Here is a 26,124-nt window from a genome sequence, read left to right as displayed (position 1 = left end):
GCGCCGGAATTCCTTTTCCGGCGCGGCTTTTCCATTTCGCCTTTCCGTGGTTCAAAACGTGGTTCCGAGTTCCGGTCGCCTATCGGTGCGGAACGGCGCGAGCGCGGAGGCGTCACCGTCGATCCGGCCGGCCCGCGCCATCGTGGCCGGGTCCACCGCGCCGAGGTACAACCCGGCGAGCGTCGCGCCCGACAGTCGCACCGACGGCGCCGCACCGGTGCGGGCGCATTCGGCCGCGCCCCCGGACACCGTGAGCCGGTACGCCTCACCGTCGACGCCGAGGACGAGATCCCCGTCGGCGCTGTAGGTCCGCGCCGCGAGTGCCGCCGGCACGTCGAGGAACCGCAGCCACAGCCGGTCCCGGCGGGCCGTGACACGCACGGACCTCGGATCGACCAGCATCTCGCGCAGCGGGTGGTCGCCGGGCAGGTCGGCCGTGACCTCGTCGAAGACGTCGAGCCCCAGCACCGCCTGCCACAGGTCCGCTTCCGCCTCCGCGGTGAGCGCCTTCAGGTCGTCCAGTGCGGCGCGGTCCTTCTCGTCGACCCGGTAGGTCGCGAAGCCGTCGGGGTGCAGCAGGTACCGGCGCGCCGAACCGCCCCAGCGGGCCCACTCCGGATCCGCGTGGAACAGCTCCCAGAACTGCTCCGCGGAAACCGAACCGGGGGTGGCCGCGTGCCAGCGGCGGTACAGCGCCTGCACGGGCTCCCGCGCCGCCGCGCCGTCGACGGCGCGGGTCCGGATCGGGCCGGGCAGGGGCGAGCGCAGGCGCGCGGTGCGCCGCGCGATCGTCACCTCGTCGGCGTAGGTCGCGGGCCCGTACCCGAACCGCTCGTAGATGGTGCCCTCGCTGGCGGTGAGGATCGCCACCGCCGCACCGTCGGCGACGTACCGGGAGTGCAACTCCGCCATCATCATCCGCAGCACACCGATCCGCCGGTGGCTCGGGGCCACCGACACCCAGGTGACGCCCGGCGCGCGCAGGCGGCGCCCGCCGGGCACCGTCAGCGTCAGATCGAACGAGCCGGCCACGCCCGCGAGCGTCCCGTCGGCGGTGTCCCGCGCCACCACGAACCGGTCCAGGTCGATCGTGCGGCGGATCAGCGGCCGCGCTTCGTCCTCGAACGGGGAGCCGAACGCGCGGACGTCGTGGGCGAACATCTCGGGCCAGTCGGCCTCGGTGGCGGTGCGGATCTCGATCACGGGAGGCGATACTAGGCTGGAGGTGTGCAGGCGCAACCGATTTATCCGATCTCCGACCCGGATGACCCGCGGCTCAGCGACTTCCGCGACCTGTCCAGCGCGGACAAGCGGCCGGACACGGCGCGGGGAGTGGTGCTCGCCGAGGGCGTTCCCGTGGTCGAACGGATGCTCGCGTCCCGGTTCGTGCCGCACGCGATCATGGGCGTGGAGTCGAAGCTGCAGCGCCTCGGCGACACCGCACCCGGCGTGCCCCGCTACCGGGTCACCGCCGACCTGATGGCGCGGGTGGTGGGCTTCCACCTCAACCGTGGCGTGCTCGCGGCGGCCCGCAGGCCGGCGCCGATCGACGTGGGGGAGCTGTTGGAGTCGGCGCGCACCGTCGTCGTGCTCGAGGGCGTCAACGACCACGAGAACCTCGGCGCGATCTTCCGCAACTGCGCGGGCCTCGGCGCCGACGCCGTGCTGTTCGGCCCGCGTTGCTCGGATCCGCTGTACCGCAGGGCGGTCCGCGTGTCCATGGGCCACGTGCTGCTGGTTCCGTTCGCGCACCTGCCCGCCGAGGGCTGGCCGGGGGAGGGGCTTGCGGCGTTGGCGCGGTACGGATTCCGGACGGTGGCGCTCACCCCGTCGGGCGACGGGTCCGTCGCCGAGGTGCTCGCGGACCGGCCGGACCGAGTCGCGTACCTGGTCGGCGCGGAGGGGCCGGGTCTCACCGCGGAGACGCTGGTCGCGGCGGACGCGCGGGCCGCGATCCCCATGTCGCGGGGGACCGACTCCCTCAACGTCGCCACTGCCGCGGCCGTCGCCCTCTACGAACGCGTGCGATCGTAGAGGTGTGAGGTACACGCCCGTCTACGCCGGCACCGCGGTCGCGGTGCTCGTCGCCGGGCTCACCGGGATCGTCCTGACGGTGCTGTTCCTCGCCGTGATGCTGGTGAACGTCCTCCTGGGGTTCGGCCTGCTCGCGCTCGGCACCGCCGGCGCCGCGCCGGTGCTGGTGGCGTACCGTCGGGCCCCCGTCGGGCGGTGGTTCTGCGCCGGCGTGACCGGCGGCCTCGTCGTCACCTGGCTGTCCGTGATCGCGGTGACGGCGAGTGGCGCCTTCGGCTAGGGCCGGCCGGGCCGCCGAAACTTAGGACTACTATCGGATCCATGCCGAGTGTGTTCGCGTCCCTCCGGACTCGGAACTATCGGCTCTGGGCCGGCGGGCAGTCGGTGAGCCTGGTGGGCACCTGGATGCAGCGGGTTGCGGAGGACTGGCTCGTCCTCGACCTCGCGCACGGGCGCGGTTGGGTGCTCGGCGTGGTGATGGCCCTGCAGTTCGGGCCCACGCTGTTCCTCTCCGCGTGGGCGGGGCTCCTCGCGGACCGCTACGACAAGCGGCGCGCGCTCATGTTCACCCAGACGGCGGCGGCCCTGTGCGCGGCCGCGCTCGCCGTGCTCACGCTGACCGGGACCGTCGCGCTGTGGCACGTGTTCATCATCGCGTTCGTGTTCGGCTGCACCGCCGCGCTCGCCGGGCCGTTCCGGCAGGCGTTCACCATCGAGATGGTGGGGCCGGAGCTGCTGCCCAACGCGATCGGCCTGAACTCCATGGTGTTCAACGCGGCCCGCATCGTGGGGCCCGCGATCGCCGGCCTGCTCATCGCGGGCGTGGGCACCGGGTGGGTGTTCGCGGTCAACGCCGTCTTCACGGGCGCGATCGTGGCCGCGTTGATCGCGATGCGGGTGGGCGAGCTGCATCCGTCGCGGCCGGTGGAACGCGCGAAGGGGCAGCTGCGCGAGGGTTTCCGTTACGTGCGCCGCAGGCACGAGCTGCTGCTGGTGATCGTCGCGGTGTTCTTCGTGTCCACCTTCGGGATCAACTTCCCGCTGGCGCTGTCGCTGCTCGCGCGCCAGGGGTTCGGGCTGGGCGCCGAGGCGTACGGGCTGCTGTCCACGCTGCTGGCGGTGGGCACCCTGTCCGGCGCGCTCATCGCCGCGCGCCGGACGGGGATGGCGTCGCTGCGGACCTGCCTGGTGGGCGGCACCGCGTTCGGGGTGGCGCAGGTGGTGGCCGGGTTCGCGCCGTGGTTCTGGGCCGTCGCGGCGCTTCTCGTGGTGGTCGGGTTCCTGCAGATGGCGTTCACCACGTCGGCGATGAGCATCATGCAGCTGTCCGTGGACCCCGAGTTCCGCGGGCGGGTGATGGGCATCTACATGCTCGCGTTCCTCGGCGGGACGCCGCTCGGTGCGCCGCTGTTGGGTGCCATCGCCGATGCCACGACTCCCGCCGCGCCGCTCCTCGTGGGCGGCGTGGTCTCCGCGGTCACCTGTGCCCTGTGCGGTGTTTATGCCCTTCGACGGTCCGCCGCCGAGGCGATCCGGGCGGGTTAGGAAATTCTGCAGGCCATGCGCGGCGCGCATGGGTGGGGGTCAGCGAGGCGCCTTCCGCGTCGCCAGTTCCGTGAACCTCAGCGCCGCATCGCACTCGGTCGCGAAGTCAGGCTCAGGTTCGCGGTCACCCGCCAGCATCGCCAGAGTGACGACGGTGCCGTGTTGGGACATGAAGACGGCGGCGCAACCCCGGGAGGGTGGGTCGACGGTGAGTGCCACCATTCGTCCGTTGATGACTCGGTCCACCTGCCACGTTCGGTCTGAGTTCTTCTGCTTGTACCCCTCAAGGGTCGTGCCGTTGCCTACCGTCTGGCTGTACGTCGAGTCGTGACCGAGGGTGCTGTTCCAATGGCAGCCGCGATAATTGGGTGAGTCGGAGATCGCCGCGTCGGTCGCCGATTCGGAAGCTATTCCGAGTACTTGGAGCTCAGCCGCGCTGTATGCCGTGCACGGCTCGAAAGACGATCCGTTGTTCCGGTCGTTCGTACGTTCGCTGATCGTCGGGGTGAACGGAAGTGATGCCGGCGCGGAAAGCTGGGCACCGGGGACCGCCACTCCGGAAACAGTGGTGGCGCATGCGCTGACAAGGGGGATTGCGAGCATCGTCGCGCCGAGTGCGCGTCGGTTCACCCGCCGGCCCCCGAGATGCTCGACTCGTTGGCGGATTCGGTGGTCTTGAGCGCTCGACCGTCCCTGCGAAGCCGATCCGCCCGCTGCTCGGCAGCATCGATGTGCCGCTTGAGATTCGCGCTGATCGAGTTCGTATGCGTGTGGACTGCGACTTTGATGTTGTGAGTCGCGGCGCGGCCTTCGACCACCTCGCCCAAGTAGTTGTTGAATCCCACGTCCGCGAGGGACTTGAGGACTGCCCGCAGTCGCTCTGCATGCCGCTCGTAGGCCTGGGCCAACTCCTCGGTGGGGTCGCCGTCGTGGACCATCGACGGCTTGTCCGCGATCCGCTTGTTCGCCTCGTCGCGGAGCGCATCGATGCGAGGTGTGCCCATGTCCGTCCTCCGCTCTTTCCCATTAGACGCATGAGAAGAGCGTTCGGTTCCGGATCGCCACCCGCCGACGGGCAGGGCGCGGCCGCGGACCGTCGGCGATCAGAAGCCGAAGAAGCTGCGGACCTTGCCCCGGTCGTCCTCGGGCCGCTGTTCCTGGCCGGGGAACTGCTGCTGCCCCTGGCCCTGCCAGTCCGCGGCCTGCGGCGGCGCCATGTCGGGGCGGGGAGGCTCGGGCGGGGTGCCGGCCGGCACGAAGTCGATCACCTGGATCCGCGCGGGATCGAGGTCCGTGGGCGCCAGGGGATGGGTGAACCGGAAGCCCAGCAGCTCCCGGTTCGCCTGCTCCGCGAACTCCATGGGATGGAACGGGAGCGCGCGGGGATCGGGTTCCACGCCCTCGGCGTACGTCAGCGGGTGCTCGCCCGCCCAGAACGGGCCCTCGAACAACTCCGGCAGGCCGTCGTTCTCCAGGATGTCCAGGGGATGCCCGGAGAACGACCGGCGCACCGTGCCGTCCTGCCGGTGGGCGAAGCCGCCGATCGCCCGCTCCGCGTCCGCGATGAGCAGGAACGCCCGCTTCGCGGGCACCAGGTCCCACCAGGCATCGTCGAGTTCGCTGGGACGCGAGACCCGCAGACCGTCGTGCGTGACCACCGTGAGGCCGCCGTACGACGCGACGTACACGTGGCCCGGCTGCGGATCCGCCGCGCGGGCGAGGGACTCGGGCCGGCCGGCGACGGGGCCGCCGAGCACCCGCTCGGCGATGACGCGGGACGCCTCCTCGTCGGGGCGGCCGACGATGGCCAGAATGCCCTTCGGCTCGGCGACATCGGTGAACCAGATCGTCGCCGCGGTAGCGCCCACGGCCTACCCGTTCTTCCCGCTGCGGACCCCGAGCAGCACGTCCTCCCAGGACGGCATCTCGGGATGCTTGCGCCCGTGTTGGGCCGCGTGCGGGGCCTCCGGAGCGGACTGCGGACCGCGGGCCGAATCGTCGCCGACCGCCCGGAGCGGCTCCTCGAGGATCGGCTCCTCGTCGACGGTCCGCTCGATGCTGCGCAGCGCGCGCCGCGCATCGGGATCGAGCAGCTCGCGCGCGATGTCGTCGACCGGCATCGCCGTGCCGCCGTGCGCGCCCGGCGCGAACCGGAAGTGCGCCTGGTTACTGGACTTGCCCACGCTCCAGCCGATCCGCACCACCCAGCGGTTGTCCGCGCCCTTGAACGCGTCCCACTCGGTGGTGTCGGAATGGCCGCGCTCGGCCAGCGCCGAGCGCACCACGTCGGCGAGATTCGCCTGCATCGGGCCGTCGCCGCGCACCGGGTGCGCCAGCTGCGACATCTCCGCCGCCCGCGACCGCTCCAGCAGCACCGGGCCGGCGAACCGCTTGATCCGGTGCGCGGGCGCACCCGTCAGGTCCACGATCTCGTCGACCGTGGCCCCCGCCCGGATCCGGGCCTGGATGTCCCGCGGGGACAGGTCGGAGCCGAGCTCGAGCTCGGTCTGCGTGCCCTCCCCGGCGCGACCCAGTTCGCCGCTCACCGCGGCCTTCAAGGTGTCGTCGATCGGCAGGCGGAAACGTCCCGCGGGGCCCTCGCAGACCACCGACGTCCCGTCGTCGTCCAGTCCCACTACCCGCAGTTCCTGCATGAATTCAGGGTAGGTTATCGAATCGTTACGCGTCGTTAGACACGCGCTCGACCACGAAATCGATGCACTTCGTCAACGCGGTGACGTCCTCGGGGTCGATCGCCGGGAACATGCCGATGCGGAGCTGGTTGCGGCCCAGCTTGCGGTACGGCTCCGTGTCGACGATGCCGTTCTCGCGCAGCGTCTTCGCGACGGCGGCGGCGTCGATCTTCTCGTCGAAGTCGATGGTGCCCACCACCTGGCTGCGCAGCGCCGGGTCCGTGACGAACGGCGTCGCGAACTCGCTGGCCTCCGCCCACTGGTACAGCCGGTCGCTGGAGTCCTTGGTGCGCGCGACCGCCCAGTCCAGGCCGCCGTTGCCGTTGAGCCACTCGATCTGGTTCGCGAACAGCAGCAGCGTGGCCAGCGCGGGGGTGTTGTACGTCTGGTTCTTGCCCGAGTTGTCGACCGCGATGGGCAGCGACAGGAAGTCCGGGGTGAACCGGCCCGACGCCTTGATCTCCTCCACCCGCGCCAGGGCGGCGGGGCTCATCAGCGCGACCCAGAGGCCGCCGTCGGCGGCGAAGCACTTCTGCGGCGCGAAGTAGTAGACGTCGGTGTCGGCGACGTTCACCGGCAGGCCGCCGGCGCCCGACGTGGCGTCGATCGCGATGAGCGCGTTCTCGCTGCCCGCGAGGCGGCTGACCGGCACCGCGACACCCGTCGAGGTCTCGTTGTGCGCCCAGCCGATGAGGTCGGCCGCGGGGTCGGCGACCAGCTCGGGGGCCGAGCCCGGATCGCTCGACACCACGACCGGGTCCCCGATGAACGGGTTGTTCTTGGCCACCGAGGCGAACTTCGAGGAGAACTCGCCGTAGGTGAAGTGCTGGCTGCGCTCCCGGATCAGGCCGAACGCCGCGGCGTCCCAGAACGCGGTGGTGCCGCCGTTGCCGAGCACCACCTCGTAGCCCTCGGGGAGGGAGAAGAGATCCTTGAGGCCCTCGCGGACACGGCCCACCACGTCCTTGACGGGCTTCTGCCGATGGCTGGTGCCGAACACCGAGGCCCCGGTGTCGACGAGCGATTGCAGCTGCTCCGGGCGGACCTTGGAGGGGCCGCAACCGAAGCGACCGTCGACGGGCTTGAGCGCGGCGGGGATCTCGATCGTCATGGCTAAAGCCTAATGGTGTCCCATCCGGGCACGTCCTCCGGCTGCCGCGCCCCGACGCCGGTGTACTGGGCCGACGGGCGGATCAGCTTGTTCGCCCGTTTCTGTTCCAGGATGTGCGCGCACCAGCCGGCGGTCCGGGCGCACGTGAACATGGCCGGCATCATCCGCACCGGCACACCCGCGTAGTCGAGCACCACCGCCGCCCAGAACTCCACGTTCGTGGAGATCGCGCGGTCCGGCCGGCGCTCCGCGAACAGGGCGTTCGCCTCCCGCTCCAGCGCCTCCGCCGCCTCGTACCGCGGCGCGCCCAGGTCCCGCGCCACCTCGCGCAGTACCGCGGCCCGCGGGTCCTCGGCCCGGTACACGCGGTGCCCGAAGCCCATGATCCGCTCGCCCCGGTCCAGCCGGTCCGTCACCGATCTGCGGGGGTCCCCGGTGCGGTCCACCTCGTCGAGCATCGGGAGCACGCGCGACGGTGCGCCGCCGTGCAGTGGGCCCGACAGGGCGCCCACCGCGCCGGACAGCGCCGTCGAGACGTCGGCCCCCGTCGACGCGATCACCCGCGCCGTCAGCGTCGACGTGTTCAGCCCGTGCTCCGCGGCCGTGACGAAGTAGGCGTCGATGGCGCGCACGTGATCGGGGTCCGGCTCGCCGTGCCAGCGGGTCATGAAGCGGTGCGTCACGGTGGGGGATCGGTCGATCACGTGCTGCGGCACCGCGGGCCGCTCCAGGCCGCGGGCCGACTGCGCCACGAAGCTCAGCGTCATCACCGAGGCGCGGGCCAGGTTCTCCCGCGCGGTCGCGTCGTCGATGTCCAGCAGCGGCTCGAAGCCCCACAGCGGTCCCAGCATCGCGAGCCCGGCCTGCGCGTCCACGCGCACGTCGCCGCTGTGGATCGGCAGGGGGAACGGCTCGGCCGCGGGCAGCGGGTTGCCCCACTCCCCGTCGACCAGGAGGCCCCACACCTCCGAGTAGGTGACGTGGTTGCGCACGAGGTCCGCCACGTCGACGCCGCGGTACCGCAGCACGCCGCCCTTCTTGTCCGGCTCCGCGATCTCGGTGGGGAACGCGACGACGCCTTCGAGCCCGCCCGGAATCTCAGTCATGGTGTGCAGCCTAGTGTCCGGCGGCCGGCGGCGGATCGGCCGCGGGAACGCGGGCGGTGCGCGGGGGTAGCCTGCTTCCGTGGACCTGTCTGCGATGCGCGAGAAGTACGACGGTGACGCCTTCGACCTGCAGCCGGAGGATCTGGCCGGCGGCTGGGTCCCCGTGTTTCGGGCCTGGTTCGCCGAGGCCGTGGCCACCGGGGCGCCCGAGCCCAACGCCATGGTGCTCGCCACCGTCGACGAGGCCGGGATGCCCGCAACACGCACCGTGCTGTGCAAGGGGCTCGACGAGCGCGGCGTGGTCTTCTACACCAACTACGGCTCCGACAAGGCGCGCGCCGTGGATGCGAATCCGGTTGCCGCCGTGACCTTCCCGTGGATCGCGATCCACCGCCAGGTGCACGTGCGCGGCGCCGTGACCAGGGTGACCGCGGAGGAGACCGCCGCGTACTGGGCCGAGCGTCCCCGCGGATCGCAGCTCGGGGCCTGGGCCTCGGATCAGTCGCGGCCCGTCGCCGGCCGCGCCGCGATGGCCGAGCGGTTCGCCGAGGTGGAGGCCAGGTTCGAGGGCGCCGACGTGCCCGTCCCGCCCGAGTGGGGCGGCTACCGCATCGCCCCCGAGGTGGTGGAGTTCTGGCAGGGCCGGGAGAACCGCGTGCACAACCGCGTCCGCCTCACCGCCCCCGACTTCCGCCCCGTCCGCCTCCAGCCGTGACCTACGCCCCCGCCGCCCCGCCGCCCCGCCGCCCCCGGCGGCGCCCTGCCTGACTTAACAGCGTTAGCCCAGATCGCGTCCTGCGGAAACGTCTGCAACTAACGCTGTTAAGTCAGGAGGCGGGGTGCGCGGCGGGGCGGAGCGGGCTCAGAGGGTGGAGCGGGTTCAGAGGGTGGAGTGGGTGATGCGGCCGGCCACCATCGTGAGGTCGACGGGCATCGTGCGCAGCCGGTGCGGTTCCGGATCCTCGCCGAGGGCGGCCAGGTCCGCGGGCTCGCCGACCGCGATCCGGCTCCGCGCCGACAGCCGCAGCGCGGTCTCCACGTCGACGGCCTCCCACGGCTGCCACGGCGGGGCCCCGTCGCGGGTGCGGGTCACGGCCGCGGAGATCGCCAGCCACGGGTCGAGGGGCGTCACCGGCGCGTCCGAACCGAAGACCACGTCGACGCCGGCCGCCAGCAGCGAGCCCACCCGGAACGCGTCGGCGGCGCGGTCGCCCCAGAACCGCGCGACCAGCCCGCGGTCGTCGAGCATGTGCTCCGGCTGGATCGACGCGCCGATCCCCAGCGCCGCCATCCGCGCCAGGTCCTGCTCCGTGAGCAGCTGCGCGTGCTCGATCCGGCCGCGGATCCCGGTGCACGCGAACGCATCCAGGGCCAGCGCGTTCGCCGCGTCGCCGATCGCGTGGATCGCCGGCGCGAGCCCCAGCGCGGCGCCGCGCCGGAGCAGCTCGGCCAGCTCCTCCGGCGGCACCTCCAGCGTGCCGCGGTCCATGGTGCCGGGGTACGGCGCGTGGCAGTACGCGGTGCGGGTGCCCAGCGAACCGTCGGTGATCACCTTGAGCGGGCCCACCCGGACGAGCCCGTTGACCGGGACGCCGGTGGCCGCGCCGCGGGCCTCGGCGGCGTCGAGGTCGCGCGGGTACACGCCCGCGTCGACCCGCACCGGCGGCGCCGCCCGGCGGCCCCACGCGCCCACGGCATCGTCGAAATCGAGGTCCACCACGCCGACCACGCCCCGTCGCCCGACGTCCGCGAGCGCCTCGCCGACCCAGCCGTCCGCCCGGTCCGCGATGAGCCCCTCCACGCGGGTGGCCGCGGCGAAACTCGCCGCCTCCCGCAGCATCCCGGTGTGGTCCAGGTCGATCGACAGCAGCCGGCCGAGCGCCGCGTTCGACCAGGAGCTGTGCAGGTCCGAGCTGATCACCATGACGGGCACGTCGTCGGCGATCTCGTCGAGCAGCAGGCGTGACGGTGCGCTGCCCCACAGCCCGTCGCGCATCCCCACCGCCACCACGGGCAGCCCCGGATCGGCGTGCGGCAGCCCGGCGCGGACGATCGCCGCGACCTCCTCGGGGCTGGTCGCGGGCCGCACGTCGATCCGGCGGGTGGACACCGCCCAGGTGCGCACGTGCACGTGCTCGTCCCACAGGCCGGGGATCAGGCGGCGGCCGTCGAGGTCGACGACGTCGCCGGCGGGCACCGTCGAGCGGGCGGGGGAGAGGCGGGTGACGACGCCGTCGTCGACGTCCACGTCGACCAGCCGGTCCCCGTCGATCCGGGCGCGCTCGAGCCTCACCGGGCACACGCTAGCGGGTGCCGCCCGCGCCGGGGAATCGGCTCGCGCGCGGTCCTGAGGAAGTCGTAGGATCTTTCGGGTGCCGAGACTTCTGGCCGACACGCGGCCGCTGCAGAACCCCGACTACCGGCGTTTGTGGTGGACGGGCATCGTCACGGTCATCGGCGCCCAGCTGACCGCCGTCGCCGTGCCCGCGCAGATCTACGCGATCACCGGATCGTCGGCCTATGTGGGCCTGACCGGTGTGTTCGGCCTGGTCCCGCTCGTCGTGTTCGGGCTGTGGGGCGGCGCCATCGCGGACGCACTGGATCGCCGGCTGGTGATCATCGGCACCACCCTGGGGCTCGCCGGGACGGCGCTGCTGCTGGCCGTGCTGCCGAACAACGTGTGGCTGATCCTATTCGCGTTCGCCCTGCAACAGGCGTTCTTCGGAGTGAACCAGCCGACCCGGTCGGCGATCTACGCCCGGCTGGTGCCGCCCGAACAACTGCCCGCGGCGAATTCGCTCAACATGACGGTGATGCAGTTCGGCGCCATCGCCGGCCCCATGCTGGGCGCGCCGCTCATCCCGGTGATCGGCGTGCACTGGCTGTACACGCTCGACGCGTGTTCGCTGCTGCTCACGCTGTGGGCGGTGTGGAAGCTCCCGTCGATCCGGCCCGAGGACCGCGGCCAGAACCTGGGGCTGCGTTCCGTGCTCGACGGGTTCGCCTACCTCGCCGGCCACAAGGTGCTGCTCATGAGCTTCGTGGTGGACATCATCGCGATGGTCTTCGGCATGCCCCGCGCGCTGTTCCCGCAGATCGCCCACGAGAACTTCGGCGACCCCGTCGAGGGCGGCTGGGTGTTCGGCGCGCTGTTCGCCGCCATGTCCGTGGGCGCCGTGCTCGGCGGCGTGCTCTCCGGCTGGACGTCGCGGGTGTCGCGGCAGGGGCTCGCCGTGGTGGTGATGATCGTTCTGTGGGGTGCCGCGATCGGCGGCTTCGGCGTGGCCGCCCACTTCAGCTGGCTGTGGGCGGCGCTGGTGCTGCTCGCGCTGGGCGGCGCGGCCGACATGTTCTCCGCCGCCTTCCGCACCACGATGCTGCAGGAGGCCGCCACCGACGACGTGCGCGGCCGGCTGCAGGGCGTGTTCACCGTGGTCGTGGCCGGCGGGCCCCGCATCGGCGACGCGGCGCACGGCGCCGCGGCCGCGACCGCGGGAGCCGCCGTGGCCGCCGCGGGTGGCGGCGTGCTGGTGATCGTGTTCGTGGTGCTCGCCGCGCTCGCAGTGCCCGCCTTCGTGCGCTACCGCGTCACCCGCTGAGGCCCCGCCCGCGTCGCGAAAATTCGCTGGAGAAGGTCGACGCGGCCATTATGGCCGCGTCCGCGCTGTGTAGTGCATTTTCGCGAGCGGGGAGAGGGTCACACGGGAAAGGAGACGCCGGTGAGCTCCTCGGACACCGACCACAGCCGCTGCTGCAGGCCGAGGTCGTAGGACTGCTCGCTCGAGGCCACCACCTTCGGAGCCCCGCGCCGCTCGCCGATCGCGTCGGGGCCGTAGTACTGCCCGCCGAGGGCGGCGGGGTCGGTGGCGGCGCGCAGCTGGGGGAGCGCGCCGTGCACCGCGTCGTGCGAGAACAGCGGGGTCACCACCTGCGCCACCTGCAGCGCCTTCGGCAGGTGCCGCGCCAGCTCGGTGTCCGCGATGCCCGGGTGCGCCGCGACGGCGACGGTGCCGTTCTCGGCGGCCCGCGCCTGCAACCGGCGCTGCAGCTCGTAGGCGAACATCAGGTTCGCCAGCTTCGACTGGCCGTACGCCGCGACCCGCTCGTAGGAACGCTCCCACTGCAGGTCGTCGAAGTGGATCGCCGCGCGGATCCGGTGCGCCAGGCTCGCGACGGTCACGACGCGGGACCCGGGCACGTCCAGCAGCAGGTCGATGACCTGCGCGGTGAACGCGAAGTGGCCCAGGTGATTCGTGCCGAACTGCAGCTCGAAGCCGTCGGCGGTGGTCTGCCGTGTGGGCGGGTACATGACGCCGGCGTTGTTGATCAGCAGGTCCACCCGCGGGGTGCTCGCCCGCAGCTCCGAGGCCGCGTCGCGCACCGACGCGAGTGAGCCCAGGTCGAGGCGCTGCACCCGCACGGTGGCGCCCGGGGCGGCGGCCGTGATGCGACGGGCCGCGTCGTCGCCCTTGGCGGTGTCGCGGACGGCGAGCACCACCTCGGCGCCGTGCTGTGCGAGGACGCGCGCCGTCTCGAAGCCGAGGCCGGTGTTGGCGCCGGTGACGACCGCGACGCGGCCCTCCTGCGACGGGACGTCGTGTTCGGTCCAGGTGGTGCCCATGCGGTGTCTCCTTCGGTTCATCCGGCGTTAATAGACCGCCGGTCTGTTGATTCGAGACTAAAAGACCGCCGGTCTGGTGTCAATAGACCATCGGTCTGTAAAATCCTCCGCATGAGTTTCCAGCGTGCGCGCAGTCCCGAACAGCGGGCGGAGCGGCGCGAGGCCATCCTGGCCACCGCCGACACCATGCTCGCCGAGATGCCCGTCGCCGATCTGACGCTCAACGAGCTCAGTCGCAGAGTGGGGCTGGCGAAGTCGAACGTGCTGCGCTACTTCGAATCCCGCGAGGAGATCCTGCTCGAACTGCTCGCCCGCAGCTCGCGCGGCTGGGTCGGCGAGCTGGGCCGCGCCGTCGACGCCGCGGTCGACCCGGCCACGTCGTTCGCCGACCGCACCGACGCCTACGCGGCGGCGTTCGCGCGCACGGCCGCCGCGCACCCGCATCTCCTCGGCCTCATCGCCGTCCAGGCGGGGGTCCTCGAGCGCAACGTCTCCGGCGAGGCCGTGCTCCGATTCAAACGCGCGGCCCGCGATCTCCTGGACGAGCTCGCGGAGGCGCTCGCCGCGGCGATCCCCGAACTCGGCCCGGCCGCGCCCGCGGCGTGCGCGCTCGGCGTGACCCTCGCCGGCGCCCTGTTCGTCCAGGCCGAACAGAGCGCCGCCTGCGCGGCGGCCTACGCGGCGGATCCCACGCTCGCGCCGCTGCACGTCGACCTCGTGCCCGCGTTGACCGCGGCCGTCGCCACCGTGATCGCCGGCGCCGCCGCCCGCTCCGCGCCCGGCGCCGGGGCGTGAGCGCGCCCGGGGGTTGCAGACCGTTGCGGCGGGTGCGGGCACCGTCGTCCGTGCACGGGACGCGTGGCGCGCCCGTACTATTGCGCCCATGACGGTGCAACCGGGGTTCACCATCGCCGGTGGCGGCTACACCGCCGAGATCGCCCGAACCGGCGCGGGCCTGCGGGGGCTGCGCCGCGGCGACGTGGAACTCACCGAGACCTGGGAACTCGGCGCGAAGCCGCCGCTCTCCGCCGGCGTCGTGCTCGCGCCGTGGCCCGGCCGCACCGAGGACGGCATCTACACCTGGGACGGGCGGGTGCACCGCCTCGAGGTCACCCACGAGGACACCGGCACCGCGAACCACGGCCTCGTGCGCTCCCTGGACTGGGACGACGTGGAGGTGGCGGACGACGCGGTGACCCTGGTGCTCGACGTTCCGCGCGCCACCGGCTGGCCCTTCGATCTGCACCTGCGGATCCGCTACGTCGTGGACGAGAACGGGCTCACCTGCCGGTTCGAGGCGGAGAACCGCGGCGCCGAGGACCTGCCCTTCGTCGTGGGCTTCCACACGTACCTCCGCGTGGGCGACGCCCCGGTCGACGAGTGCACCCTCGAACTGGGCGCGGAGCGGTGGCAGCCGCTGAACGCACGCCTCCTTCCCGACGGGCCGACGCGCACCGTCGACGGGACCGCGTACGACTACCGCGCACCGAAGTCGCTGCGCGGCGTGCGGATCGACACCCCGTTCACCGGCGCGGGCGGCCGCTACACACTGCGCGCACCCGGCGGGGAGGCCACACTGTGGGCCGGCCCGGAACTGTCGTGGGCCCAGGTGTTCATCGCCGACCCGGACAACGGGAAGGGGTACCCGGGGCGCGGCCCCGGCGGCGCCCCGGGGCGGGCCGTCGCGGTGGAGCCGATGTCCGGCCCGGGCAACGCGCTGCACACCGGGATCGACGTCGCGCGTATCGTGCCGGGCGCCGTGTGGTCCTGCGCGTGGGGTATCGCATGACGGGCAGTTCGGGCCGCTGGGACACCCTCCCGGTCGCTCCGAACCGCGATACCGCTAGGTTTTAGCCAGGTAGCTTTTTATCAGCCGACTACAGCGAGGGGATACGAACATTGTCCACCGATGACAACACCACGCCGGCGCACGCTACGGTCGCCTACCCCGGTGGCCAGACCGAGCTGCCGATCGTGAAGGCGACCGAGGGCAACGACGGCATCGCCCTCGGCAAGCTCCTCGCGGATACCGGTTACACCACGTTCGACGGTGGTTTCGTCAACACCGCGTCGTGCAAGTCGGCCATCACCTACATCGACGGCAACGAGGGCATCCTGCGGTACCGCGGGTACCCCATCGAGCAGCTCGCGGAGAAGTCGACCTTCATCGAGGTCAGCTACCTGCTGATCCACGGCGAGCTGCCGAGCCCCGAGCAGCTCGCGGAGTTCACCGCGAAGATCCAGCGGCACACCCTGCTGCACGAGGACCTCAAGCTGTTCTTCAACGGCTTCCCCCGCAACGCGCACCCGATGCCCGTCGTGTCGTCGGCCGTCAACGCCCTCAGCGCGTACTACCCCGATTCCCTCGATCACCAGGACCCCGCGCAGGTGGAGCTCTCCACCATTCGTCTCCTGGCGAAGTTCCCGACGATCTGCGCCTACGCCTACAAGAAGTCCGTCGGCCAGCCGTTCCTCTACCCGGACAACTCGCTGAGCCTGGTCGAGAACTTCCTGCGCATGACCTTCGGTTTCCCGGCCGAGCCCTACGAGGTCGACCCGGAGATCGTCAAGGCGCTCGACATGCTGCTCATCCTGCACGCCGACCACGAGCAGAACTGCTCCACGTCGACCGTGCGCCTGGTCGGCTCGTCGAACGCCAACCTCTTCACCTCGATCTCGGGCGGCATCAACGCCCTGTGGGGCCCGCTGCACGGCGGCGCCAACCAGGCGGTGCTCGAGATGCTCGACGACATCAAGGCCGCTGGTGGCGACACCAAGGACTTCATGAACAAGGTGAAGAACAAGGAAGACGGTGTGAAGCTCATGGGCTTCGGACACCGTGTGTACAAGAACTACGATCCGCGTGCGGCGATCGTGAAGCAGACCGCGGACCGCATCTTCGACCTCCTCGGCGTCAGCGACGAGCTGCTCGACATCGCGAAGGGCCTGGAAGAGGTGGCCCTCAGCGACGACTACTTCATCGAGCGCAAGCTGTACCCGAACGTGGACTTCTACACCGGCCTGATCTACCGCGCGATGGGCTTCCCCACGCGCATGTTCACGGTGCTGTTCGCGCTCGGCCGCCTCCCGGGCTGGATCGCCCACTGGCGCGAGATGCACGAGGATCCGTCCACCAAGATCGGCCGCCCGCGGCAGATCTACACGGGCTACACGGCCCGTGACTACCCCGGTGCCTGATGCCTCCGATTCGTCGGGACAACCTGCACCGCCTGATCAAGGGAGCTGAATTGACCAAGCCGGAGATCGAATTCCCCGAGGGCCCCGCGCCCACCGAGCTCGTCGTCAAGGACATCGTCGTGGGCGACGGTGCCGAGGCGCAGCCGGGCAGCGTCGTGGACGTGCACTACGTGGGCGTCGAGTTCGAGTCGGGCGAGGAGTTCGATTCGTCGTGGAGCCGCGGCGAGTCGATCAACTTCCCGCTGCGCAGCCTCATCGCCGGCTGGCAGGAGGGCATCCCGGGCATGAAGGTCGGCGGCCGCCGCCAGCTGATCTGCCCGCCGGCCCTGGCCTACGGCCCCGCCGGCGGCGGGCACCGCCTGTCCGGCAAGACCCTGGTGTTCGTCATCGATCTGCTGGGCGTCAGCTAAACAGTCTTCGCCGAGGGCCCCGCACCGTTTCCGACGGTGCGGGGCCCTCGCGCATGCACGGGCCGCGCGCCGGCACAGGGTTTCGGTTGCCCGAAACTTCAGATCCGGATAACCTGTGCTCGTGCTGACGCAGACGACTGAGCAGAAGGCGCCGAACGCGCGCGCGTTGATGCTGCTGGGGCCCGCGTTCGTCGCGGCGATCGCGTACGTGGACCCGGGGAACGTCGCGGCCAACATCACCGCGGGCGCCACCTACGGCTACCTGCTGGTCTGGGTGCTGGTGCTCGCCAACGTGATGGCGGTGATGATCCAGTACCAGTCCGCGAAGTTGGGCGTGGTCACCGGCCGCTCGCTGCCGCAGGTACTGGGCGACCGGCTGCCCCGGCGCGCGCGCCTCGCCTTCTGGGGGCAGGCCGAGGTGGTGGCCGCCGCCACCGACATCGCCGAGATCATCGGCGGCGCGCTGGCGCTCAACCTCCTGTTCGGGCTGCCGCTGATCTGGGGCGGGCTCATCGTCGGGGTCGTGTCCACGGTGCTGCTCACCCTCGCCGACGGCCGCCGCCAGTACCGCTTCGAGCTGGTCGTCGTGGGGCTGCTCGCGATCATCGTGGTCGGCTTCCTCGCCGGGCTCGTGGTCGCGCCGCCCGACGGTGCCGCCTTCCTCAGCGGACTCGTCCCGCGCCTGCAGGGCACGGAGACGGTGCTGCTCGCCGCGTCCATGCTGGGCGCCACGGTCATGCCGCACGCCATCTATCTGCACTCGGCCCTGGTCGTGGACCGGCACGGCGCGCCTCCGGCCGAGGGGCGGGCGGACCGCGCGCGCCGGCTGCTGAGGGTGACCCGGGTCGACGTGTCGCTGGCCCTCGTCATCGCGGGCGCGGTGAACATCGCGCTGCTGGTGCTCGCGGCGAGCGCGCTGTTCGGCCGGGAGGGCACCGATTCGATCGAGGGCGCGCACGCGGCCGTCGCCGACGCGCTGGGCCCGGTGATCGCGGGCCTGTTCGCGATCGGGCTGCTGGCCTCGGGGCTCGCCTCCACGTCGGTGGGCAGCTACGCGGGCTCGACGATCATGGCCGGGCTGTTGCGCCGGCGGATCCCGGTGCTCGCCCGCCGCGTGATCACGATGATCCCGGCGATCGGCGTCCTCGCCCTCGGCGTCCCGCCCACCGAGGCGCTCGTGATCTCGCAGGTGGTGCTCAGCTTCGGCATCCCGTTCGCGCTGCTGCCGCTGCGCCGGTACACCTCGGACCGGACGCTCATGGGGGAGTTCGCCGACGGTGCGCCGCTGCGCTGGGCCTCGGCGGCGGCCGCCGCGCTGATCGTGGCCCTGAACGTCGCCCTGATCTATCTCACGGCGACAGGCGCTGCGTAGCCTTTGAAACATCAAACCCGCCATGGTTTAATTATCACAACTCAGTGATGTCACAACGCGGAGATCATTCGCGGAAACGGCGGGAAGATGGCCATACGTGGATTGGCGGTGGCTCTGGGCGGCGCCGACGTCGCGGTCGCCCTGGCCTGGAACCTCGTCGCGCCGCCCGAGGTGAGCCGCGACCAGGTGGAATCGGGGACGCTCGCCCGGATGGCGGCCGCCCCGTCGGACGCCCTGGACTGCGGCGGCGGCCTGCGCGCCGAGGTGGGCGCCGCCCGCTCCTGCACACTCACCCGCGGCGGCGAGAAGTTCACCGTGAACCTGGTGGTCACGCGCGTGCACGGCACCAACGTCAGCTGGGACTCCACCGTCGCGGGCGAGCCGGTGACCGGCCGCCGGGTGACCGAGGCCGACCTCGAGGCCCGCGCCCTCGAGGCGGTCGTGAAGCAGCGACCGGGAGCCACCGTCGCCTGCGACGGTCCGCTGCCCGCCACCGTCGGGGCCACCCGGGCGTGCGTGGTCACCTCCGGCGGCAGGATCGGGCACGTGATCGCGACCGTGAACGCCGTCGACGACGCGAACGTCCGCTGGAGCGTCTCGGTCGAGCCCTGACGGACGGACCGAGCCGCCTAGCGGGTGCCGAGGAAGCGGTACCGGTCCAACCGGCGGCTGATCCGGATCGAGTCGGGGATGAGCGAGAGTTCCGCCAGGGATTCACTGACCGCAAGACCCACCCGGCGGGAGAACTCCGTCGGCTCGTCCGCCGCGTCGGGGCGCTCCGGGATCACCCGGTCCACCACGCCGTCGGCGAGCAGGTCCGCGGCGGCGATCCGCTGCCGCTCCGCCATCTCCGCCGCGTGCTCCGTGTCGTGGAACATCACCGCACTCGCGCCCTCGGGCGGCAGCGGGGCCAGCCACGCGTGCTGCGCGCACAGCACCCGGTCCGCGGGCAGCATCGCCAGCGCGCCGCCGCCCGTGCCCTGCCCGAGCAGCACCGACACCGTCGGTACGCGCAGCGTGACCAGCTCGGACAGGCAGCGCGCCACCTCTCCGGCCAGCCCGCCCTCCTCGGCCGCCGCGGAGAGCGCGGCGCCCCAGGTGTCGATCACCAGCACCAGCGGCAGCCCCAGTTCCGCGGCCAACCGCATGCCGCGACGGGCCGAGCGCAGCGCCGCGGGCCCCAACAGCGGGGGCGTCGCGGCCCCGTCGGGCTCGGCGCGGTGCGTCGCGTTGTCCTGCCCCACCACCACGCACGGGTAGCCCTGCACGCGGGCGAGCGACAGCAGCAGCGAGTGGTCGGATTCGCCCTCGCCGGTGCCGGAGAGCGGGACCCGGTCGGTGGCCGCGTGCCGCAGGAACGCGCGCACCCCGGGCCTGCCGGCCGCGCGGCTGATCCGCACGGAGTCCCACGCGGATCCGCCGTCGGGAGCGGGGGTGAGGGCCTCGGGGAGCCCGAGGTCGGGGGCCAGCGGGTCGGCGTCGGCGTCCCCGGCGAGGACGCGCAGCGTGCGGTGCGCCAGCAGGCGGACGAAGCGCAGCGGCACCACCCCGTCGATGAGGCCGTTCGCGAACAGGTTCTCGGCGGTCTGCACGCCCTCGGGGAAGGGCTCGCCGCGCAGCGCCTCGTAGACGCGCGGCCCGAGGAAGCCGATCCGCGCGCCCGGCTCGGCGACGGTCACGTGGCCCAGCGACCCCCACGAGGCGAACACCCCGCCCATCGTGGGATCGCGCAGGTACACGAGGTACGGCAGCCCGGACTGCTTGTGCAGCGTCACGGCCGCGGAGATCTTCACCATCTGCAGGAACGCGACGGTGCCCTCCTGCATCCGCGTCCCGCCCGACGTGGGCGTCGCGAGCAGCGGCAGTCTCAGCGCCGTCGCGCGCTCCACCGCGGAGACGATCCGCTCGGCGGCGGCCGCCCCGATGGAGCCGCCGAGGAACGCGAAGTCGCACGCGATGAGGGCCACCCGCTGGCCGCGGATGCGGCCCTCGCCGGTGATCACGGCCTCGTCGTGGCGGGAGCGCTGCCGCGCGCGGTCGAGCTGGGCGGCGTACTCGGCGTCGGGGCGCACGTCCACCAGGGGGCCGTCCCACGTGGTGAAGGTGCCGCGGTCGAGGATCGCGTCGATGAGGTCCTGCGCCGTGATCGCCATGGCTCCCAGGTTAGCGACGGTGGGAAACGGGCAGGCGGACAACGCCGGGGGAACAAGCGCGGCGGGTGTCGCGTTGCGCGGAGGGTGACTGTGCCGAATGTGAAACTGAATTCCGGAACCACCATCCCGCAGCTGGGCTTCGGCGTCTGGCAGGTACCCGACGACGGCGCCGAGGCGGCCGTCGCGGAGGCGCTGCGCGTCGGCTATCGCAGCATCGACACCGCCAAGGTGTACGAGAACGAGGCGGGCACCGGCCGTGCGCTGGCCGCGAGCGGCGTCGCCCGCGACGAGGTGTTCCTCACCACCAAGCTGTGGAACTCCGACCAGGGCTTCGACGAGACGCTCGCCGCCTTCGACGGTTCGCTGCAGCGTCTGGGCACCGACTACGTGGACCTCTACCTGATCCACTGGCCGGTCCCCGAGCACGACCGCTACGTGGACACCTTCAAGGCCTTCCAGCGCATCCGCGACGAGGGCCGCGCGAAGGCGATCGGCGTCAGCAACTTCACCGTCGGGGACCTGCGCCGCCTCATCGACGAGACGGGGGAGACCCCGGCGGTCAACCAGATCGAGCTGCACCCCGGCTTCCCGCAGGACGAGCTGCGCGCCTTCCACGCCGAGCACGGCATCGCCACCGAGGCGTGGTCGCCGCTGGGCCAGGGCGAGTCGCTGTCCGACCCGGTGATCACGGAGATCGCCGCCGCGCACGGCGTCACGCCCGCGCAGGCGATCCTCCGCTGGCACATCCAGCTGGGCAACGTGGTCATCCCCAAGTCGGTGACCCCGGCCCGGATCGCCGAGAACTTCCAGGCCTTCGGTTTCGAGCTCACCGCCGACGAGGTCGCCCGCATCGCCGCGATCACCGGCTCCCGGCTCGGCCCGGACCCGGAGACCTTCAACCTCCGCTGACCAGTTCCGCCACCGCGCGGGCCGCCTCGCGGCCCGCGCGGCGCCGTCACGTGGATCCGTCGGTTGATCGGCCGCAGTGAAGTTCCTCGTTTGCCGGGCTACTCCGATTCTGATCGCTATGGACACACGCGGGGTGGGGCGAGCTCATCGATGAGACGGGCCAGCGCGGTGGGTGCTTCGATGTGGGCGAGGTGGCCTTGATCGGCCAGGTGGTGCACGGAACTCCCGCGGAGGTGCGCCGCGATCTTCTCGAATGTGCTGCCGTACGGAGGAACGCCGACGTTGTTCGCGCCGATGATCAAGTCGATCGTGTTCGCCTGGGCGCCGATGAGACCGTCGATGGTGATCCGGGACAGTGCTTCGAGTTCGGCATGGAGTGGCTTGCTGAGACGCATCAATTCGGTCCATGTTGCATGGTCGGCGCGTAGTCCTTCGACGTATCCGTGAGAGAACCCCGAAACGTCGCGATTGATGATTTCGACGACGCGCCCCCAATCCGCATCGGCCGCGGCGCGGCGGAGCGCTGGAAGGGCGTGGCTACCGAATCCAGGTGCGACGGGCTCGTAGGCGACAAGGTGCTCCATCGACCGCTCGCGTGCGACGAGCAACGCGATCAGCCCGCCGTAACTCCAGCCGAACAGTGTGGCGGGATCGCCGATTGCGTCGAGCACACGGTGCAGATCCGCCATCTCCGTGTGCAGGCCGTAATCGTCACTGAGCGGGGTGGATGGATATCGTCCGCGACGATTGACGACAGCGACGGACGGCCACGCCGTCAGCGATTCCGCGACGTTCCGCCAACTCTGTGCGTCGCTCATGACTCCCGGAACGACGACGATGGAGGGTGCGTCCGGATCGCCGTAGATATCGACCGATACCCCGTCGGTGTCATCAACTCGTACGAACTTCTGAATCGATCGTTTCATAAATCTATTATGGAGCGTTTGATCTATAATGCAAGGTGTGAATAGTGGATCGGTCGGTCGCCCACCGGAGTTCGATCGGGACGACGCCGTTATCGAGGCAGCGCGACTGTTCTGGCGGCGCGGCTACTCCGGCACGTCGACGCGTGAGCTGAGCGCCGCCCTGGGGTTGTCGGTGTCGAGCATCTATGCGGCATTCGGCAGCAAGGCGGGATTGTTCGAGGTTGCCGTTCGCACGTTCGCCGAGCGATATCGCGCGATATACGAGTCGGCGTGCGTCGAGCGAGACATCGCAGTGGTTCTTCGCGACGTGCTCCACCAGTCGATCGAAGAGTTCACTCAACCGCTCGAGCGTCATCCCGGTTGCCTCGTGAGCAGCGCCGCGATGTCGGATGTCCCGGATGTGATCGACACGCGTGTTTACCTCCGCGAGCTTCATAGGTCGAATGAGGCGTTGCTGCGGAGACGGATCGAGCGGGCCCGCACCGAAGGGCAGATTGCGGCCCATGTGTCCGCTGTGGTTCTCGCGGCGTCGATCCAGGCCCTCTGGCATGGACTCTCCGTTCAATCCAATGACGGAGTCGGTCGGCGAGATCTCATGCGGATCGCCGACTTCTCTATCGCGGCGATCCTGGAAGCGTCTTCATAGACCGCCGGCAGGGCCGGCTGTGCTGGGCTGCGGCTCGCGGACGGCCGGAGCGGGACCGTCGAGCGTCCGTATCGGACAGATTCGGAGAGCGGCTTGAACACGGCAGACCTCATGTTCTCAAGCGGTCGGGGCTCACCCACGTGGCGGACTGCCGCCGCCAACCAGTTCCGCCACCGCGCGGGCCGCCTCGCGGCCCGCGCGGTTCGCGCCGATCGTGGACGCCGAAGGCCCGTAGCCCAGCAGGTGCAGCCGCGGCTCCCCGGCGACCTCCGTCGCGAGCCGCCCGGTCATCACGATCCCGCCGCCCGGGGCGCGCAGGTTCAGCGGCGCCAGGTGGTCCATCGAGTAGCGGAATCCGGTGCACCACAGGATCACGTCCGCGTGCACCCCCGTCCCGTCGGCCAGCAGCGGACCGTCGGGCGTGAGCGCGGCGAACATGGGGCGCCGCACCAGGACCCCGTCCGCGATGCCGCGGCGGATGGCGTCGTTGACGGGCAGCCCCGTCACGGACACCACGGACCCGGGCGGCAGACCCGCCCGCACCCGCTCGTCGACGCGGGCCACCGCGCGCCGGCCCTTGTCGGGGTCGAACGGCGTCTCGTCCCACCGCACCTCGCCGCGGGTGAACCACAGTGTGTCCGCGACGCGCGAGATCTCCAGTAGCAGTTGCACCGCCGTGATCCCGGCGCCGACCACCGCCACCGTCTTCCCCGCGAAGGGTTCGGCGGTGCGGTAGTCGTGCGCGTGCAGTTGCGTCCCCCGGAACGACGGTGCGCCGCGCACCGTCGGCCAGAAGGGGCTGTCCCAGGTGCCGGTGCAGTTGATGATCGCGCCGGGCCGGTACTCGAACGGGCCGTCCTCGGCGCGGCCCGCCACGAGGTACGGCCGGCCGGGATCGCCCGTGCGGGAGACCGACCCGACGTGGGCGGGGCGCTGCACGGGCAGCGCGAACTTCTTCTCGTACTCCCCGAAGTAGTCGGCGACGCCGGTTGCGGCGGGGATGTCGTCGCACTCCCAGCCGAGCGCCTCGCGCAGGCCCCACCCGGGCAGGTCGTGCACGTGGTTCGCGGCCCGGAGGGTCAGCGAGGGCCAGCGTTGCCGCCAGGCGCCGCCCGGACCCCGGTTGTGGTCGAGGACCACGAAATCATCGATCCCGAAGCGGGGCAGGAAGTATGCCGCGGAGAGACCGGCTTGGCCGGCACCGACCACTACGACGCGCGTCACATCAGTAGCGTAGATTGCCGGGCATGATCGGTTACACGCTGGAGGACAAGCTCGCCGTCATCGAGTTCCAACGCCCCGAGGCTCGGAACGCCCTGAACCCCGAACTCATGGACGGGCTGGAGGCGGCGTTCGACCGCGCGGAGGCCGACGGGGTGTTCGTCATCGTGCTCACCGGCCAGGGCACCGTGTTCTCCGCGGGCGCCGATCTCCGGTCCGGCGCCGTGCTGGACAAGAACTTCATGGAGCGCGTGATCCGCTTCTACCAGCGCGTGGAGTCGATGAAGCAGATCGTCGTGGCCGCGCTCAACGGCCCGGCGTACGGCGCGGGCGTGCAGATGGCGATGGTCTCGGACCTGCGGGTGCTCGATCCCAGCGCGTCGATCGCGATCCCCGCGGCGAAGCTCGGCGTCACCATCGACAAGTGGACGCTGCGCCGGCTGGAGGACCTGGTGGGCGGCGGCCACGCCCGCGGCGTGCTCATGGCGGCCCAGAAGATCGAGGCGGAGAAGCTGGCGGAGCTGGGCTTCGCGAATCTCATCGGCGACCGGGAGGCGGCGCTGGAGTTCGCCCGCGGCATCACCAAGCTGGCCCCGCTGTCGCTGCAGAACTACAAGGCCCTGTTCAAGAACGACGTGGCGCGCGAGCCCCTCACCGACGAGGAGGCCGGCCGGCTGCACGCCGTGTGGGACTCCGAGGACATCAAGGAGGCCATCATGGCGCGCATGGAGAAGCGCGACCCGAACTTCACGGGGCGCTGACGGTGCCGGGCCTGCGCACCGGCGCCGTCTTCGCGGCGGGGGCGGCGAGCGCCCTGGCCGGTTCCTCGGTACTCCGCGCGGCGCGGGGCCTGCGGCGCTCCATGGGCGCGCGGGTCGACACCGTCTACACGAACACGGACCCGGACAGCCCGCACGAGCGGTTCGACGCGGGCAAGATCGTCCGCGGCGTGGTGGGCCGCGCCCGGCACGGCCAGGGCCGCCCGTCGCGCCCGATCCCGCTGGTGGCGCACCCGAGCCCGGAACAGTCCTCGGACCTCGCGGTCACCTGGTACGGGCATTCGTCGGTACTCATCGAGGTGGACGGGTTCCGGGTGCTCGCGGATCCGGTGTGGGGCGAGCGGGTGTCCCCCTCGCCCACGATCGGCCCCACCCGGCTGCACCCGGTGCCGGTCGCGCTGAGTTCGCTGCCGCCGATCGACGCGGTGATCATCAGCCACGACCACTACGACCACCTCGACCTGCCGACCATCGACGAGCTGACCCGCGACCGCGACGTGCCGTTCTGCGTGCCGATCGGGGTCGGCGGGCACCTGCGCGCCTGGGGCGTCCCCGAGGATCGGATCGTGGAGCTCGACTGGGACCAGGCGCACGTCCTGCGGAGCACGGGGCCCGACGGTCCGAGCGAGCTCAAGGTCGTGTGCACCGAGGCGCGGCACTTCTCGGGCCGCGGCCTCACCCGCAACTCCACCCAGTGGGCGTCCTGGTCGCTCGTCGGGCCGAGCCACGCGGTGTTCTTCGGCGGCGACACGGGCTTCACGGAGCGGTTCAAGCTGGTCGGCGATCACTTCGGCCCGTTCGACCTGACGCTGCTGCCGATCGGCGCCTACGACCCGCTGTGGCCCGATGTGCACACCAACCCGGAGGAGGCCGTGGAGATCCACCGGATGATCGCCAAGCCGGGCGCCCCGCTGGTTCCGGTGCACTGGGCCACGTTCAATCTGGCGTTCCACGACTGGTCCGAGCCCGTCGAACGGTTGCTCGCGGCGGCCGAGGAGGCCGGCGTCACCACCGTGATCCCCATGCCGGGCGGCCGGGTGGACAGTCGGGACGAACGAGGAGGAACCGGTCGGGCCGACGACTGGTGGGCCGGTCTCGGCTAGCCTGAGCAGCATGGATTTCAAGAATCTCGTGGAAAAGGCCAAGGCCGCACTGGGCAAGAACCCGGCGGTCATCGACAAAGCGGGCGATTTCGTCGACAAGAAGACCGGTGGGAAGTACTCTTCGCACGTCGACAAGGCGCAGGATGCGGCGAAGAAGTTCTCCGGCGGTCAGCAGGCCGGCGGGCAGCAGAACCAGCAGGGCGGCGGGCAGCAGAACGTCGATCCGCAGGGGCCTCCGCAGCAGTAACCCGCTGACCCCGCTCCTTCGAGACGTCACCCACAACGGTTTCATCGGAA

At 71.4% G+C, this 26,124-nt stretch carries 28 protein-coding genes; 16 read left to right on the top strand and 12 right to left on the bottom strand.

What is annotated here, in order from left to right; genetic code table 11:
* Positions 1 to 51: 51 nt before the first annotated feature.
* The gene (locus tag BN39_RS02580; protein WP_019200793.1) at positions 52 to 1,203 is read right to left on the bottom strand and encodes a GNAT family N-acetyltransferase; all 1,152 of its coding nucleotides are present in this window, start codon (positions 1,201 to 1,203) and stop codon (positions 52 to 54) included.
* Between the two features lie 24 nt (positions 1,204 to 1,227).
* Between BN39_RS02580 and BN39_RS02575 the strand changes: the two genes are divergently transcribed.
* The 3 genes from BN39_RS02575 to BN39_RS02565 are packed head-to-tail and all read left to right on the top strand — an operon-like array spanning position 1,228 to position 3,579.
* Positions 1,228 to 2,034, top strand: a complete 807-nt coding sequence (locus BN39_RS02575; protein ID WP_019200792.1) for an RNA methyltransferase — start codon at positions 1,228 to 1,230, stop codon at positions 2,032 to 2,034.
* A gap of 4 nt (positions 2,035 to 2,038) precedes the next feature.
* Positions 2,039 to 2,314: a DUF2537 domain-containing protein gene (locus BN39_RS23380; protein ID WP_019200791.1), complete on the top strand. Its 276-nt coding sequence runs from the start codon at positions 2,039 to 2,041 to the stop codon at positions 2,312 to 2,314.
* Positions 2,315 to 2,346: 32 nt separating this feature from the next.
* Entirely contained in the window at positions 2,347 to 3,579 is a 1,233-nt protein-coding gene (locus BN39_RS02565) for an MFS transporter (RefSeq protein WP_371190622.1), read from the top strand.
* A gap of 39 nt (positions 3,580 to 3,618) precedes the next feature.
* Here the strand turns inward: BN39_RS02565 and BN39_RS22595 are convergent, their stop codons facing one another.
* The 6 genes from BN39_RS22595 to BN39_RS02535 form a co-directional block, all read right to left on the bottom strand.
* A complete protein-coding gene (locus tag BN39_RS22595) occupies positions 3,619 to 4,209 on the bottom strand; it encodes a DUF3558 domain-containing protein (protein WP_081585891.1) in 591 nt (196 codons plus the stop codon).
* Positions 4,206 to 4,583 (bottom strand): hypothetical protein, encoded by a 378-nt coding sequence (locus BN39_RS02555; RefSeq protein ID WP_019200788.1) that lies wholly within the window; start codon positions 4,581 to 4,583, stop codon positions 4,206 to 4,208. Before BN39_RS02555 ends, BN39_RS22595 begins: the two co-directional genes overlap by 4 nt.
* 99 nt (positions 4,584 to 4,682) lie before the next feature.
* Positions 4,683 to 5,447 carry a hypothetical protein gene (locus BN39_RS02550; protein WP_019200787.1) on the bottom strand — a complete coding sequence of 255 codons (765 nt, stop codon included), beginning with the start codon at positions 5,445 to 5,447 and terminating at the stop codon, positions 4,683 to 4,685.
* Between the two features lie 3 nt (positions 5,448 to 5,450).
* Positions 5,451 to 6,233: a septation protein SepH gene (sepH, locus tag BN39_RS02545; protein WP_019200786.1), complete on the bottom strand. Its 783-nt coding sequence runs from the start codon at positions 6,231 to 6,233 to the stop codon at positions 5,451 to 5,453.
* Between the two features lie 25 nt (positions 6,234 to 6,258).
* A complete protein-coding gene (gene serC / locus BN39_RS02540; RefSeq protein ID WP_019200785.1) occupies positions 6,259 to 7,383 on the bottom strand; it encodes a phosphoserine transaminase in 1,125 nt (374 codons plus the stop codon).
* 2 nt (positions 7,384 to 7,385) lie between these two features.
* Positions 7,386 to 8,489, bottom strand: coding sequence for a citrate synthase 2 (locus BN39_RS02535; RefSeq protein WP_019200784.1), 1,104 nt, complete (start codon positions 8,487 to 8,489; stop codon positions 7,386 to 7,388).
* Between the two features lie 94 nt (positions 8,490 to 8,583).
* Here BN39_RS02535 and pdxH point away from each other — a divergent pair, with 94 nt between their 5' ends.
* Positions 8,584 to 9,204 carry a pyridoxamine 5'-phosphate oxidase gene (pdxH, locus tag BN39_RS02530; RefSeq protein ID WP_019200783.1) on the top strand — a complete coding sequence of 207 codons (621 nt, stop codon included), beginning with the start codon at positions 8,584 to 8,586 and terminating at the stop codon, positions 9,202 to 9,204.
* A 165-nt stretch (positions 9,205 to 9,369) separates the two neighbouring features.
* On the opposite strand, the gene BN39_RS02525 is transcribed toward pdxH, so the two are convergent.
* Entirely contained in the window at positions 9,370 to 10,782 is a 1,413-nt protein-coding gene (locus BN39_RS02525; RefSeq protein WP_040766428.1) for an amidohydrolase, read from the bottom strand.
* 79 nt (positions 10,783 to 10,861) lie between these two features.
* Between BN39_RS02525 and BN39_RS02520 the strand changes: the two genes are divergently transcribed.
* Positions 10,862 to 12,088, top strand: a complete 1,227-nt coding sequence (locus BN39_RS02520) for an MFS transporter (protein ID WP_019200781.1) — start codon at positions 10,862 to 10,864, stop codon at positions 12,086 to 12,088.
* Between the two features lie 98 nt (positions 12,089 to 12,186).
* Here the strand turns inward: BN39_RS02520 and BN39_RS02515 are convergent, their stop codons facing one another.
* Positions 12,187 to 13,110: an SDR family NAD(P)-dependent oxidoreductase gene (locus BN39_RS02515; protein WP_019200780.1), complete on the bottom strand. Its 924-nt coding sequence runs from the start codon at positions 13,108 to 13,110 to the stop codon at positions 12,187 to 12,189.
* A 111-nt stretch (positions 13,111 to 13,221) separates the two neighbouring features.
* Here BN39_RS02515 and BN39_RS02510 point away from each other — a divergent pair, with 111 nt between their 5' ends.
* The 6 genes from BN39_RS02510 to BN39_RS02485 all read left to right on the top strand — a co-directional run bounded on the left by BN39_RS02510 (position 13,222) and on the right by BN39_RS02485 (position 18,702).
* The gene (locus tag BN39_RS02510; protein ID WP_019200779.1) at positions 13,222 to 13,905 is read left to right on the top strand and encodes a TetR family transcriptional regulator; all 684 of its coding nucleotides are present in this window, start codon (positions 13,222 to 13,224) and stop codon (positions 13,903 to 13,905) included.
* Between the two features lie 88 nt (positions 13,906 to 13,993).
* The gene (locus BN39_RS02505) at positions 13,994 to 14,899 is read left to right on the top strand and encodes an aldose 1-epimerase family protein (protein ID WP_019200778.1); all 906 of its coding nucleotides are present in this window, start codon (positions 13,994 to 13,996) and stop codon (positions 14,897 to 14,899) included.
* Positions 14,900 to 15,009: 110 nt separating this feature from the next.
* Positions 15,010 to 16,308 carry a citrate synthase gene (locus BN39_RS02500; RefSeq protein WP_019200777.1) on the top strand — a complete coding sequence of 433 codons (1,299 nt, stop codon included), beginning with the start codon at positions 15,010 to 15,012 and terminating at the stop codon, positions 16,306 to 16,308.
* Between the two features lie 50 nt (positions 16,309 to 16,358).
* Complete coding sequence (locus BN39_RS02495; RefSeq protein WP_019200776.1) at positions 16,359 to 16,718, top strand: FKBP-type peptidyl-prolyl cis-trans isomerase; 360 nt, start codon at positions 16,359 to 16,361, stop codon at positions 16,716 to 16,718.
* A 121-nt stretch (positions 16,719 to 16,839) separates the two neighbouring features.
* Entirely contained in the window at positions 16,840 to 18,090 is a 1,251-nt protein-coding gene (locus BN39_RS02490; RefSeq protein ID WP_081586028.1) for an Nramp family divalent metal transporter, read from the top strand.
* A gap of 87 nt (positions 18,091 to 18,177) precedes the next feature.
* A complete protein-coding gene (locus BN39_RS02485) occupies positions 18,178 to 18,702 on the top strand; it encodes a DUF4333 domain-containing protein (RefSeq protein WP_081585890.1) in 525 nt (174 codons plus the stop codon).
* A 17-nt stretch (positions 18,703 to 18,719) separates the two neighbouring features.
* Here BN39_RS02485 and BN39_RS02480 read toward each other — a convergent pair whose 3' ends face one another.
* The gene (locus BN39_RS02480; protein ID WP_019200773.1) at positions 18,720 to 20,243 is read right to left on the bottom strand and encodes a carboxyl transferase domain-containing protein; all 1,524 of its coding nucleotides are present in this window, start codon (positions 20,241 to 20,243) and stop codon (positions 18,720 to 18,722) included.
* Between the two features lie 99 nt (positions 20,244 to 20,342).
* Between BN39_RS02480 and BN39_RS02475 the strand changes: the two genes are divergently transcribed.
* The gene (locus tag BN39_RS02475) at positions 20,343 to 21,152 is read left to right on the top strand and encodes an aldo/keto reductase (RefSeq protein WP_019200772.1); all 810 of its coding nucleotides are present in this window, start codon (positions 20,343 to 20,345) and stop codon (positions 21,150 to 21,152) included.
* Between the two features lie 116 nt (positions 21,153 to 21,268).
* Here BN39_RS02475 and BN39_RS02470 read toward each other — a convergent pair whose 3' ends face one another.
* Entirely contained in the window at positions 21,269 to 22,078 is an 810-nt protein-coding gene (locus tag BN39_RS02470) for an alpha/beta fold hydrolase (protein WP_040765764.1), read from the bottom strand.
* A 37-nt stretch (positions 22,079 to 22,115) separates the two neighbouring features.
* On the opposite strand from BN39_RS02470, the gene BN39_RS02465 reads away from it, so the two are divergent.
* Positions 22,116 to 22,724: a TetR/AcrR family transcriptional regulator gene (locus BN39_RS02465; protein ID WP_237741613.1), complete on the top strand. Its 609-nt coding sequence runs from the start codon at positions 22,116 to 22,118 to the stop codon at positions 22,722 to 22,724.
* 132 nt (positions 22,725 to 22,856) lie between these two features.
* Here BN39_RS02465 and BN39_RS02460 read toward each other — a convergent pair whose 3' ends face one another.
* A complete protein-coding gene (locus tag BN39_RS02460; RefSeq protein WP_086010257.1) occupies positions 22,857 to 23,948 on the bottom strand; it encodes an NAD(P)-binding domain-containing protein in 1,092 nt (363 codons plus the stop codon).
* Between the two features lie 23 nt (positions 23,949 to 23,971).
* On the opposite strand from BN39_RS02460, the gene BN39_RS02455 reads away from it, so the two are divergent.
* From BN39_RS02455 to BN39_RS02445, 3 genes are read left to right on the top strand one after another with little or no spacing between them, the layout of a single operon-like run.
* On the top strand, positions 23,972 to 24,706 hold the full coding sequence (locus BN39_RS02455; RefSeq protein ID WP_019200768.1) for an enoyl-CoA hydratase: 735 nt from the start codon (positions 23,972 to 23,974) through the stop codon (positions 24,704 to 24,706).
* 11 nt (positions 24,707 to 24,717) lie between these two features.
* On the top strand, positions 24,718 to 25,827 hold the full coding sequence (locus BN39_RS02450; protein ID WP_051158935.1) for an MBL fold metallo-hydrolase: 1,110 nt from the start codon (positions 24,718 to 24,720) through the stop codon (positions 25,825 to 25,827).
* A 10-nt stretch (positions 25,828 to 25,837) separates the two neighbouring features.
* Positions 25,838 to 26,074: an antitoxin gene (locus BN39_RS02445; protein ID WP_019200766.1), complete on the top strand. Its 237-nt coding sequence runs from the start codon at positions 25,838 to 25,840 to the stop codon at positions 26,072 to 26,074.
* Positions 26,075 to 26,124 lie beyond the last annotated feature (50 nt).

The sequence above is a fragment of the Tsukamurella sp. 1534 genome (genome assembly GCF_000312385.1).
Classification (GTDB): Bacteria; Actinomycetota; Actinomycetes; order Mycobacteriales; family Mycobacteriaceae; genus Tsukamurella.
The sequence above is the reverse complement of the archived record's forward strand: the minus strand, read 5'-3'. Positions and strand labels throughout refer to the sequence as shown.

What these genes read in the sequence shown, in the direction of transcription:
- BN39_RS02510 (WP_019200779.1), top strand. Translation starts at nt 13,222, where the DNA reads ATGAGTTTCCAGCGTGCGCGCAGTCCCGAACAGCGGGCGGAGCGGCGC.
- BN39_RS02445 (WP_019200766.1), top strand. Translation starts at nt 25,838, where the DNA reads ATGGATTTCAAGAATCTCGTGGAAAAGGCCAAGGCCGCACTGGGCAAG.
- pdxH (WP_019200783.1), top strand. Translation starts at nt 8,584, where the DNA reads ATGCGCGAGAAGTACGACGGTGACGCCTTCGACCTGCAGCCGGAGGAT.
- BN39_RS02480 (WP_019200773.1), bottom strand. Translation starts at nt 20,243, where the DNA reads ATGGCGATCACGGCGCAGGACCTCATCGACGCGATCCTCGACCGCGGC.
- BN39_RS02555 (WP_019200788.1), bottom strand. Translation starts at nt 4,583, where the DNA reads ATGGGCACACCTCGCATCGATGCGCTCCGCGACGAGGCGAACAAGCGG.
- BN39_RS02485 (WP_081585890.1), top strand. Translation starts at nt 18,178, where the DNA reads ATGGCCATACGTGGATTGGCGGTGGCTCTGGGCGGCGCCGACGTCGCG.
- BN39_RS02505 (WP_019200778.1), top strand. Translation starts at nt 13,994, where the DNA reads ATGACGGTGCAACCGGGGTTCACCATCGCCGGTGGCGGCTACACCGCC.
- BN39_RS02470 (WP_040765764.1), bottom strand. Translation starts at nt 22,078, where the DNA reads ATGAAACGATCGATTCAGAAGTTCGTACGAGTTGATGACACCGACGGG.
- BN39_RS02515 (WP_019200780.1), bottom strand. Translation starts at nt 13,110, where the DNA reads ATGGGCACCACCTGGACCGAACACGACGTCCCGTCGCAGGAGGGCCGC.
- BN39_RS02455 (WP_019200768.1), top strand. Translation starts at nt 23,972, where the DNA reads ATGATCGGTTACACGCTGGAGGACAAGCTCGCCGTCATCGAGTTCCAA.
- BN39_RS02535 (WP_019200784.1), bottom strand. Translation starts at nt 8,489, where the DNA reads ATGACTGAGATTCCGGGCGGGCTCGAAGGCGTCGTCGCGTTCCCCACC.
- sepH (WP_019200786.1), bottom strand. Translation starts at nt 6,233, where the DNA reads ATGCAGGAACTGCGGGTAGTGGGACTGGACGACGACGGGACGTCGGTG.
- serC (WP_019200785.1), bottom strand. Translation starts at nt 7,383, where the DNA reads ATGACGATCGAGATCCCCGCCGCGCTCAAGCCCGTCGACGGTCGCTTC.